Consider the following 11,073-nt stretch of genomic DNA (forward strand, 5'->3'; position numbering starts at 1 on the left):
CAACGCATTGCGACGGTGTTCGGGTGCGCCCGCGCGACCCGGGAGCCTGCGCCCCTCCCCAGCCCCATCCCGAGCTCTCAGCCCCGGGCCGCATTGGAGACCTTCGCCACCATGACCGTCCCCCCCGCCAGCGAAATGTCCCCGGAGGCACGCCGCTGGGTTCCCGTGCTGGCCCGCTACCGCGAGCCCTCGGACCGCCGCAGCCTCCTGGAGATCGCGGTGACGCTCGCGGCGTTCGCCCTTCTCTGGGCCCTGGGCTGGTGGGCGATGTCCGTCAGCGCCTGGCTCGCCGCGGCCATCGCGGTGCTGAACGGCTTCTTCCTCGTGCGGCTCTTCGTGATCCAGCACGACTGCGGCCACGGCTCGCTGTTCCGCAACAAGACCCTGGGCGACTGGGTGGGCCGCGCCCTCGGCGTGCTGACCGTGACGCCCTACGATGTGTGGCGCCGGATCCACGCGATCCACCACGGCGTCGCCGGCAACCTCGACCGCCGCGGCGTGGGCGAGGTCTTCACCCTCACCGCCGCGGAGTACCGCGCCCGCTCGCCCCTCGGGCGCCTGCGCTACCGCGTCTACCGGCATCCGCTGGTCCTTTTCGGCATCGGGCCCGCCTGGGTGTTCCTGGTGGAGAACCGCCTGCCGCTCGGCCTGATGCGCGCGGGCCCGCGCTACTGGATCAGCGCCATGGGCACCAACCTCGGGGTCGTGCTGGCGCTCGGCGTGCTCTACGCCGCCGGCGGCCTCGCCCCGATCCTCCTGCTGTTCCTGCCCACCACCCTCTCGGCGGCCACGATCGGCGTCTGGCTGTTCTACGTGCAGCACCAGTTCGAGGAGACGCACTACGACCCCGAGCCGCACTGGGACCTCCACGAGGCCGCGCTCCACGGCTCGTCGCACTACGACCTGCCGGTGGTGTTCCACTGGCTGACCGCCAACATCGGCCTGCACCATGTCCACCACCTGAACAGCCGGATTCCGTTCTATCGGCTCCCCGCGGTGCTGCGCGACCACCCCGAGCTCGAGAGCCCCGGCCACAAGCTCACCTTCCTCGAGAGCCTGCACTGCGTGCGCCTGAAGCTCTGGGACGAGGAGCGCCGGCGGCTCGTGACGCTGCGCGAGGCCTTCGCGCCTCCTGCCGCCGCCTGAGCCTCGCATCCACGGGCGGGGCACAAGTCGCGCCCGATACCTGGGATAGGGATATACGGCCTCGGCGGCTCCCCCCGCCGGGGCCGCGGCCTTTCCGGACAGCACGTGTGCGTAACGCCTCGCCGCGGCGAAAAGCATGCTACGCGGTCCGGCGGGGGCCGCCGGCACCATCGCCATTGCGTCGGTGTTCGTTCCAGCTCGGCTCTGCTATCGGCTCGCTGCAATCTCACGAACGATCGCCGCGCCGGGCGTCAGCTCGGCTCGGCCTCGTGAATTGGTACATGTCCACCCGAGAGCTCGAAAGCAGGCGGCTGCTTTCTGTCCCCCATGCTGAGGATGAAATCGATGTATTAACGGGCCGCTCGACGCCCGACCCGGATGTCGCGACGAGATCGCCGGAGTTCCCCGTGGAATGGGAACCGAGCGTTGGTTTCCGGAAGGACGTGCCATCGTCGGCGGGAGGGATCAGCGCAGCGCGCGTCTTGTGAGTGAGCGCCCGCATCATTCCGGCCGCCACCGTCTTCCCGATGGAGCCTCGTTCACTTTCGCCCCACGGACGGGGTGCCCAACGCCAACGGCCGCCCCAGGGGGCGGCCGTTGGCGTCGATCTGTGGATTTGGTTGCGGGGGTAGGATTTGAACCTACGACCTTCAGGTTATGAGCCTGGTTGGGGCATGTTCGTAAGGTGTTGTGCCCGGGGCGCTTTCTCCGCATTGTGACGCGATACGAGTGTGTTACGGGAGACACGAGCCGCTATGCCGAGACCTTCGATGCCACCCGATGCGCACGAGACCACGGACACAGCACGGACACCGCCCGCCCGTGTCCGCATCTCCGACAAGCTCGCCCGCAGCCTGGAGCCGCCCGCCTCGGGCAACCGGATCGTGTACGACGACACCGTCCGAGGCTTCGGCCTCCGGGTGACGGCTAAGGGCGCCCGCTCCTTCGTGCTGAACTACCGCATGAAGGGCCGCGAGCGGCGTATCACTATCGGCCAGTACCCTGCGTGGTCTGTCGCCGCCGCCCGCAAGCAGGCCGAGGACTACCGCCGCCGGATCAGCTTGGGCGACGATCCTCTGGAGGAACGGCAAACCCTCCGTGCCGCCCCTACGGTCGCGGACCTGTTCGAGCGCTACGCGGCGGAGCACCTGCCCACGAAGGCACCCCGCTCCGCTTCCGACGACCGGGCCATGTGGGCGAAGGACATTCTGCCCGCCCTGGGGCCGAAGAAGGTCGCGGACCTCACCTCGTCCGACTGCGATGCTCTGCACCGGGCCATCTCGCGAGACCGCCCGACGCGGGCCAACCGAGTGATGGAGGTGCTGCGCAAGGCGCTCAACCTCGCGATCCGCTGGGGCTGGATCGAGCGCAACCCGGCCTCGGGCGTGCGGCGCAACGTCGAGAAGCGGCGCACGCGCTACCTGACCCCCGAAGAGATCGCGCGCCTGCGCGCCGCCCTCGATGCCCACCCGCAGCAGGCCTCGGCCGACGCGATTCTGTTCCTTATGCTCACGGGCTGCCGCCGGGGCGAGGCGCTGGGGGCGACGTGGGACCAGTTCGACTTGCCCCGCCGCGTCTGGACCAAGCCCGAGGGGACGACGAAGCAGCGCCGCGTTCACCGCGTCCCTTATTCCGAAGCGGTGGCCGCCCTCTTGGAACGCAGGCGCGCCGAGGCTGGAGGAGCCTTCGTGTTCACCGGAAGCCTCGGCGCGCCGTTGGTCGACGTGAAACGGACCTGGGCCAGCGTGTGCCGCACGGCGGAGCTCGATGACGTGCGGATGCACGACCTGCGCCACACCTATGCGAGCCTTCTGGCCTCGTCGGGCGCCTCGCTGCCCGTGGTGGGTGCCCTACTCGGGCATAGCCAGCCGCAGACCACCGCGCGCTATGCGCATCTGTATGACGACACGTTGCGGTCGGCGACGCAGTCGGTGGCCGATGCGATCCACCGCTAGCGCTTTGTGACGCCATTGGGTGCCGCGAGATGTCAGGGGCGCAATTCGTGCTTGCACGCCCCGTTGTCGGTCGTGTTCATCAACGGTGCAGCGAATGGCACATGAAATAATCAGCATCACGCATATAAATCAAACTGCAGAACGTAATACACGCACAGACGACATCCGATACACAAAGCAAACCGCAGACAAAGCAACGATACGCACCTGAATTAGATGACGAGAACCGCTGCATTCCATCAATTCGGGTGCTGCGGAGCCGGCCTTGAGGGTGCGGCTCTCTAGGCACCTCCCCCCCCGTGAGAGGTTCCGCATGATAACGAAGAGCGTGGCAGACCGGCTCTGCCCGAAGGAAGCTGCCGACTACATCGGCCTGAGCGTGCGCACGCTCGCCCGCTACCGCGCCGAAGAGGTCGGCCCCCGCTGGCTGAAGGTCGGCCGCTCGATCCAGTACCGGCGCGCGAGCATCGACGCCTGGCTCCTGGCGCAAGAGCAAACTCCCAAACGCAACGTGTGAGCCCGCCGACACCGTGGCCAGTGCGGCGCGCGTAGCGCGCCGTGCGGGCCGCAGGGGCGGCGGGAGGGGGGTTTTGTAGCACCCCCCTCTAGAAATACATCCCACGAGGATCACCACGCATGGACGTGCTCTATTCGGGGTTCGACGGTCTCGACCTCGCCCTTCGGTTCAACATCGGCGACGACTTCGCCGCCTACCTCGACGCCAAGCAGAAGGAGGCTGCAGAGGCGCGGCACGATATCGGCGGCATGTGGGCGGACCAGTGGTTCACGGTCGCCTCCTCCGGCGGACAGGGCGGCTACGCGTTCCGCCTCGACACCGGGCCGACCGGGGAGACGTGGTTTCTCAAGCGGCCCCACGCCAGCGATCCGTGGGGTGTTCGTGTCTCGGCCAAGTCTGCCGCCCTTCTCGCGCATGGCCTGGGCGGATGGCAGCGGCGCATGGAGGCGGTGGCACGGGCGTTTGGCGCGAGCATGGAGCCTGGCACCACCTCGATCGGCCGTGTCGATGTCGCCGTCGACATTCTCGCCCCGGACTTCGTGCTCGATGACGACGCCTTCGTCATGCACGCGCGTACGAACCGGAAGGCGATCAAGGAGATCGTGCAGACGAACGGCCGCTCAGGGCGGCTCACCTCCGTCACGGTGGGCAAGATGCCGGGGCGGCAGGTGATCTTGTATGACAAGCGCGAAGAGGTCACGGTGAAGCGCAAGGTGGAATGGCACCTGGCTTGGAACGCCCGACGGACGGCGCTGGGACTGCCGCCCCTCGACCTTGCGGACCCTGCCGCCTCCCGGGTATGGCGCGTGGAAGTGCGCGCGGCCAAGCAGCACCTCAAGAAGCAGTGGCACGTGACCGGATGGGGCGACCTTCACGCGATGCTCTCACCGATAATCGGCGATGCGATGGACCGAGTACGGTACTGCGCCCCCTCCTCGGACACCAACCGCGCGCGTTGGCCGACGCACAAGCTCTGGACCCTCGCCAGGAACACACTCCTCGACCACATCGTGGATCAGCCCCCGTGCCTCGACCCCGAGACGATCCGTGAGGAAACGAAGGCGCAGAAAATCGAGCTGCTGATGAAGCAAAGCCTCGGATGTCTAACGGGCGTGGCTGCGCTCGAACGGGTCAGCGCGGTAGGCTATGACAGGTTTCTCGACATCATCGGAAAGCGGCTCGCTACGGCGTCGCGGCACCATCCCGATGCACCGGATGTGAGGTTGCGACAGGCTGGCGAGCGGTATGCTCGACTGACCGGCCGGGATGAAGTCGGCTAACGGCCCATAGCGGCCATTGGGACGTGAAGTCTTCGCCATAGCGCTGCTTCGCGAGAGCGGACAATCGATCAGGCTGTTGGTTCCTACTGCTAAAGCGTCGAGATAAGATTGCGAAACCGATAGCTCAATGGCGATTCGTCAATGATATCGGTCACTGCTGCTAAAGCGTCGAAGTTGAGGCAGGCTCACAAGGTGACTATCGTCGTTGCTGGCAAGGGCCATGCATTGCATTAGAGGATTTTAATAATGGTCACCAAAGCCGAGTTTAAAAAGGCGGCCAAACTTGCCGTTCGGAACGTCATTAAACACGGCGATACAGACATCTTTCCTTTTCCGTTTGAAAATCATGCATTTTTTGACAAGGAAATAGAGGCAGTTGAGCTAGTGACTGAGTATGACGAGAACTTTGAGCAGTACTTGAATCAGTTCCCGCCAAAGAATGTTAGTTCCTTGACCCCCGTCACATATTCTGGCTTCCGATGGGCCACACAAATTGACCCCTTGTGGAACGCACATTTTCTTGCTTCAGTTGCAGCAATTGGTAAATCGATTGAGCGAGCAAGGATTGATCGTGATAATGAGGCGGTATTTTCCTACCGGTTCGAACCAGACAAAGAGACTGGGGACGTATTCTGCCGTGAGGTGGGTTGGCTGCAATTCATGAAGAGGTCACTCGAACTGGCAGAAATTCATCCATTTACTGTCATATGTGACATTTCAGAGTTCTATCCTAGGCTAGGTCACCATCGGCTTGAAAACGCTCTGAGGCAAGTCGCTGGAGAGACCCCGTATCCAAAAAGAATAATGAGCTTTCTGTCAAACTTCTCCAATACAAACTCATTTGGCTTGCCTATCGGCGGGCCAGCAACAAGGCTACTCTCTGAGATTACTATCAACCAGGTTGATCGGCTTCTCCAATCGAAAGGCATAGTATTCACCAGGTTTGCAGATGATTATCACCTATTCGCTGACACGAAAGAAGACGCCTACCGGAACCTAATATTCCTTTCTGAGAAGCTATTCATAAATCAGGGACTTACCCTGCAGAAATCAAAGACTAGGATTATGAGTTCGGCAGAGTTCAAAGCCACAAGTCCAATCAAGGATGAGGAAAAGCCCGAAGAGGAGCAAGCCGCCGAAGCGGCGATCAATCACTCACATAGTGCCCTGATGCGCTTTTCGCTTAGATTCGATCCCTATTCTCCAACTGCAGACGATGACTACGAAGCACTCAAAGCCGAGGTCCGAAAATTTGATATCATAGGCATGCTCAAAGAGGAGTTGGCCAAGAGCAGAGTTCACACGTCTCTCGCACGGAAGATTATCTCCGCAATAAAGTTTTTGGAGGGGAAGTCAAAGCAGGATGCGGTATTGTCTGTGATGGACAACTGCGATGTCCTATACCCGATTTTCTCTTCGGTACTTATGATGATCGATGATCAATTTGATAGTCTTGAAGAGGATACACAAAACGCCGTGTTGGCCAATATCCAATACCTTATTGATCAAGACTCCCACGTCTTCAGAGTGGACATACATTTGAGCTTCGCGATCCGTGTCTTAGCCCATAGCAATACTCCCCAAATCCAGTTTTTGCTTCAGAAGTTGTTTGATAGTCGACCTTCGGAACTTATTCGACGGGACATCATTCTAATAATGGCTCGCTGGGGTGAGTGGTATTGGCTTTCCGATCTTAAGAATCGGTATCGAGAGTTGAGCGCCCCCGAGAGGCGAGCATTTATTGCTTCATCGTTCATCTCGAAGGACGAAGGCAAGCATTGGCGAGACCATATGAAAAGAGAGTTCGATCCGTTTGAGGAGCTGGTACTGAAGTGGGCCGGTGAGAAGATGCAGGCTCAACAGAACTGGAGTGTACCGTTGTGATCGACGCTGCAACCTTCTCGTCAACGTACAACGCTTTTTGGGCTGAAGCCGCCCCTATGCTGGAGCATTTCACCCGACGATTGAACCTAGAGCATCTAGATCGGTTCGATACACCCATGAAATATGATAAGACCGGTCGCAAGGCACTGATCGCTGAATTTGGCTTCTCTATGATGGTAGAAATTATCCGATCTGCAGGGAATTCGGGAGATCGAGCAGAATTACAGGAAAACGCATGGAACGATACGAAGCGTCGGCTCAGACCTTTTCTTGGACAAGGCGTCGATCTTGATACGCCTTTGCAGCACAGCGAGAAAGCCGAGGCCGCAGAGATTGAGAGAAGACTGGTCGAGTTTTTTTAGGGAGCTAATGTACCAGTGAAAACACGTCCGTTGTTCAAAGGATGTGGATTTGTAGACGCATCAGAGGGCGACATCTTGACCAAATCGACGCTGTTCGAAGTCAAGACCGTCGATAGATCGTTTAGAGGAGCTGACCTGAGACAGCTTTTAACCTACACAGCTCTGAACTCAGCATCGCGTGATGCTGAAATCTCTTCCGTTGGGTTGGTGAACCCTAGACGGGGGGTATCATTCGAAGTGTCTGTCGGTCAGCTTTGCATCGATATCTCTGGTCGTTCCGCAGAAGATCTGTTCGCAATGATTGTGCAAGTTCTTTCGAGCGGTGAAATCTCCCGCTAGTCAGGACGATGGCACCATTCAGTTAAGATGCGGCGGAATTGGAAACGTGCAAAGATATCGGTCGGAACGTCTGCTTCGCTTCGACTTCACTATGTTCTGCGCCTTTGCAACGAAAGTCCGGAATCCGCCCTTATGTCGGGGTCTCCATCCACTGAGGTGTTGGGTCGCTGAGCCGGGTCGATACTGACGCTTACTTCTGAGCGCACCTCACGTCCGGACTAACTCCGAAGCGGTGCCGGCGGTGATGCGTCACATTGCTAGAATCCTGGGCGGCCAGGTAGCGAAGGGGCCTTCCGTCTCTTTGGCCTTCTTGCTGGCTCCTCGGGCGAGGGTTGTAAGGCGATAGATAGCTGCCGCTGCGTTATTCGCGTCGTTCTCCATGTCGGGTCGGCTCAGCACGCCGGGGCGATGACCTCAAACCTGTTCGCACTTCATTCCTCGACGGTCTTCAAAATGACCTCTGCGGCTTCCGTCGGGCGGTCCCATTGCGGGAAGTGACCGCATCGCTCGAACCAATGGAGCTGGGCGGTAGGGAAAGCTGCTTGAGCACGTTCCGCTTGCCTAGGCAGCAGGAGACGGTCGTTACGACCCCATCCAATCGTCACGCGGCCCGGAGGTGTGGCCGTCCCCTCCTGCAACGGACCGTTCGCCAACTCGCGCAGCATCGCGTCGAAGACTTCTGTCCCGGCTATGGCCGTCAGCTCTTTCTGGACCAATTGGGGATCGAGGGTGCCGGGTCTCGCCGATAGTTGCATCAGAAGGGCCGTCCGCGCGGCCCTGTTCTGCGACAACGTCGGAATGCGCGACCGTAAGCGGCGTACCAGCCGAACCGAGGCGGACAGCGTGTAGCGGAACCAAGCCGTTTCCCAGCCCCGCCAGAAACCGCCAGGATCATAGGCGACCGTGTGGCCGCCGACGCCCCGCCGCGACAATTCCAGAACCAAACGCGCGCCGACGGAACTGCCGGCCGTGTCAACTTCTGTCAGCCCATTCAAGTCGATGAATTGCTCGAGCGCGTCCGCATAGGCGGCGATTGTTTGGGGCCCCGAAAGCGCCGGGGACTTGCCATGCCCCGGCAGATCGATCAGCACGATCTCGCGCGCATGGGATAGCATCGGGACGATGTTGTCCCATGACCGGACACTTCCGCCGAGCCCGTGAACCATAAGCAAGGGCCGTCCCGCACCATGACGTTCGCAATTTAATTTCATACAGTAACAACGGCCAGAACTTCCTTTGGTTTCACTATCAGCTGTCAGGACATTGCATCGGCGTCGCAATCCGTCGGACGACTCCGTGTAGCTTCCTCGAATTGCGACCGCTTTGTGGGCACCGCTCGCTCTCGTGACAGGTGCGGCGAACGACCGCTCACCGCCCTCCTCACACGCCTGCTGCGCGCGCACGTTCTGTGTTCGGAACGAGCCTATCTACATCGCCCTCGCGGACATCTTACGGACACGGCGTCCCAGCGCAAAAAGCCTCCCACACGGGAGGCTCTGAACCGTCTGTTTTCTTTGATAGATTTGGTTGCGGGGGTAGGATTTGAACCTACGACCTTCAGGTTATGAGCCTGACGAGCTACCGGGCTGCTCCACCCCGCGACGGTAGGGCTTGGGTAAGCCCTGGGTGTCGGTGGCATCGTCATAGAGATACGCGTTCCGGGCCCTTGCTAGGTTTGGCGATGACCTACTCTCCCACGTCTTAAGACGCAGTACCATTGGCGCTACGGCACTTAACGGCCGAGTTCGGGATGGGATCGGGTGTTTTGCTCGCGCTATGATCACCAAACCGAGCAAGGGTCCGGAGGGTCCAAGTCTTGTGCACTTCGTATGCTTTCGAGCGGAAGCCTTGCTTCCACTGGATCGGGTCAAGCCTATCGGACAATTAGTACCGGTCAACTGAGCGCATTGCTGCGCTTACATCTCCGGCCTATCGACGTGGTGGTCTACCACGGTCCTCAGGGATACCTTGTTTCGAGGGGGGCTTCCCGCTTAGATGCCTTCAGCGGTTATCCTGTCCGATCATAGCTACCCTGCACTGCCGTTGGCACGACAACAGGTCCACCAGTGGATCGTTCACCCCGGTCCTCTCGTACTAGGGGCAACTCCTCTCAAGTATCCTACACCCACGGAAGATAGGGACCGAACTGTCTCACGACGTTCTAAACCCAGCTCACGTACCTCTTTAAACGGCGAACAGCCGTACCCTTGGGACCTGCTCCAGCCCCAGGATGAGATGAGCCGACATCGAGGTGCCAAACACTGCCGTCGATATGGACTCTTGGGCAGTATCAGCCTGTTATCCCCGGCGTACCTTTTATCCGTTGAGCGATGGCCCTCCCACTTGGGACCACCGGATCACTATGGCCGTCTTTCGACTCTGCTCGACTTGTCAGTCTCGCAGTCAGGCTGGCTTATGCCATTGCACTCAACGAGCGATGTCCGACCGCTCTGAGCCAACCTTCGCGCGCCTCCGTTACTGTTTAGGAGGCGACCGCCCCAGTCAAACTACCCGCCACAGAGGGTCCCGGATCCGGATAACGGACCGCGGTTAGACACCAAGCGATGCAAGGGTGGTATCTCAAGGGAGGCTCCACAGAGACTGGCGTCCCTGCTTCGAAGCCTACCACCTATCCTGCACATGCATGGCCTGATGCCAGTCTGAAGCTGTAGTAAAGGTGCACGGGGTCTTTCCGTCTAACCGCGGGTAACCTGCATCTTGACAGGTAATTCAATTTCGCTGAGTCGATGTTGGAGACAGCGGGGAAGTCGTTACGCCATTCGTGCAGGTCGGAACTTACCCGACAAGGAATTTCGCTACCTTAGGACCGTTATAGTTACGGCCGCCGTTTACCGGGGCTTCAATTCGGAGCTTGCACCCCTCCTTTTAACCTTCCGGCACCGGGCAGGCGTCAGACCCTATACGTCGTCTTGCGACTTCGCAGAGCCCTGTGTTTTTAGTAAACAGTCGCCACCCCCTGGTTTGTGCCCCCAGCCTCCAGTTGCCTGGAAACCGGGCCTCCTTCTCGCGAACTTACGGAGGTATTTTGCCGAGTTCCTTCAACATCGTTCTCTCAAGCGCCTTGGTATTCTCTACCAGTCCACCTGTGTTGGTTTAGGGTACGATCTTACAGTGGGGCTATTTCCAGGAACCGCTCAACGGCCAGACCAATCCGATAAGGTCTGACAATACCCGCGATCCGTCACCACCACATGGCCCAGGAATATTAACCTGGTTCCCATCGACTACGCCTTTCGGCCTCGCCTTAGGGGTCGGCTTACCCTGCTCAGATTAGCTTTAAGCAGGAACCCTTGGACTTTCGGCGACAGGGTCTCTCACCCTGTTTGTCGCTACTCATGTCATCATTCTCGCTAGTGATCTCTCCACCGGATCGCTCACGCGCCGGCTTCACAGAAAATCCCGCGCCTCCAGTGCACCCGAAGGTGCAAGAGAGGCATGGAATTATGTCACACTACGCTCCGCTACCATGCACTTGCGTGCATCCTCAGCTTCGGCTCATGGCTTGAGCCCCGTTACATCTTCGCCGCAGGACAACTTGTTTAGACCAGTGAGCTGTTACGCTATCTTTA

The 11,073-nt window shown here is 60.0% G+C and carries 7 protein-coding genes, 2 tRNA genes and 2 rRNA genes (1 of these 11 running past the window's edge); 6 read left to right on the top strand and 5 right to left on the bottom strand.

What is annotated here, in order from left to right:
* Positions 1 to 111 precede the first annotated feature (111 nt).
* Positions 112 to 1,146: a fatty acid desaturase gene (locus K3554_RS00725; protein ID WP_259942378.1), complete on the top strand. Its 1,035-nt coding sequence runs from the start codon at positions 112 to 114 to the stop codon at positions 1,144 to 1,146.
* Between the two features lie 617 nt (positions 1,147 to 1,763).
* On the opposite strand, the gene K3554_RS00730 is transcribed toward K3554_RS00725, so the two are convergent.
* Positions 1,764 to 1,859 (bottom strand) — tRNA-Leu (locus K3554_RS00730).
* A gap of 57 nt (positions 1,860 to 1,916) precedes the next feature.
* Between K3554_RS00730 and K3554_RS00735 the strand changes: the two genes are divergently transcribed.
* From K3554_RS00735 to K3554_RS00755, 5 genes are all read left to right on the top strand, one after another.
* Positions 1,917 to 3,101 (top strand): site-specific integrase, encoded by a 1,185-nt coding sequence (locus tag K3554_RS00735; RefSeq protein ID WP_259942380.1) that lies wholly within the window; start codon positions 1,917 to 1,919, stop codon positions 3,099 to 3,101.
* A gap of 328 nt (positions 3,102 to 3,429) precedes the next feature.
* Entirely contained in the window at positions 3,430 to 3,618 is a 189-nt protein-coding gene (locus tag K3554_RS00740) for an AlpA family transcriptional regulator (RefSeq protein WP_259942381.1), read from the top strand.
* Between the two features lie 119 nt (positions 3,619 to 3,737).
* Positions 3,738 to 4,898 (top strand): hypothetical protein, encoded by a 1,161-nt coding sequence (locus tag K3554_RS00745; RefSeq protein WP_259942383.1) that lies wholly within the window; start codon positions 3,738 to 3,740, stop codon positions 4,896 to 4,898.
* Between the two features lie 246 nt (positions 4,899 to 5,144).
* Positions 5,145 to 6,782 carry an RNA-directed DNA polymerase gene (locus K3554_RS00750; protein ID WP_259942385.1) on the top strand — a complete coding sequence of 546 codons (1,638 nt, stop codon included), beginning with the start codon at positions 5,145 to 5,147 and terminating at the stop codon, positions 6,780 to 6,782.
* Positions 6,779 to 7,144, top strand: coding sequence for a hypothetical protein (locus K3554_RS00755; RefSeq protein ID WP_259942387.1), 366 nt, complete (start codon positions 6,779 to 6,781; stop codon positions 7,142 to 7,144). Before K3554_RS00750 ends, K3554_RS00755 begins: the two co-directional genes overlap by 4 nt.
* A 770-nt stretch (positions 7,145 to 7,914) precedes the next feature.
* On the opposite strand, the gene K3554_RS00760 is transcribed toward K3554_RS00755, so the two are convergent.
* The 4 genes from K3554_RS00760 to K3554_RS00775 all read right to left on the bottom strand — a co-directional run.
* Positions 7,915 to 8,694, bottom strand: a complete 780-nt coding sequence (locus K3554_RS00760) for an alpha/beta fold hydrolase (protein ID WP_311200388.1) — start codon at positions 8,692 to 8,694, stop codon at positions 7,915 to 7,917.
* Between the two features lie 313 nt (positions 8,695 to 9,007).
* Positions 9,008 to 9,084 (bottom strand) — tRNA-Met (locus K3554_RS00765).
* Positions 9,085 to 9,156: 72 nt separating this feature from the next.
* A 5S ribosomal RNA gene (rrf, locus tag K3554_RS00770) occupies positions 9,157 to 9,271 on the bottom strand.
* 75 nt (positions 9,272 to 9,346) lie between these two features.
* A 23S ribosomal RNA gene (locus K3554_RS00775) occupies positions 9,347 to 11,073 on the bottom strand (it continues 1,106 nt past the right edge of the window).

The sequence above is a fragment of the Jannaschia sp. W003 genome, from assembly GCF_025144335.1.
Taxonomy (GTDB): domain Bacteria; phylum Pseudomonadota; class Alphaproteobacteria; order Rhodobacterales; family Rhodobacteraceae; genus Jannaschia.

What these genes read in the sequence shown, in the direction of transcription:
- K3554_RS00725 (WP_259942378.1), top strand. Translation starts at nt 112, where the DNA reads ATGACCGTCCCCCCCGCCAGCGAAATGTCCCCGGAGGCACGCCGCTGG.
- K3554_RS00735 (WP_259942380.1), top strand. Translation starts at nt 1,917, where the DNA reads ATGCCACCCGATGCGCACGAGACCACGGACACAGCACGGACACCGCCC.
- K3554_RS00745 (WP_259942383.1), top strand. Translation starts at nt 3,738, where the DNA reads ATGGACGTGCTCTATTCGGGGTTCGACGGTCTCGACCTCGCCCTTCGG.
- K3554_RS00750 (WP_259942385.1), top strand. Translation starts at nt 5,145, where the DNA reads ATGGTCACCAAAGCCGAGTTTAAAAAGGCGGCCAAACTTGCCGTTCGG.
- K3554_RS00760 (WP_311200388.1), bottom strand. Translation starts at nt 8,694, where the DNA reads ATGAAATTAAATTGCGAACGTCATGGTGCGGGACGGCCCTTGCTTATG.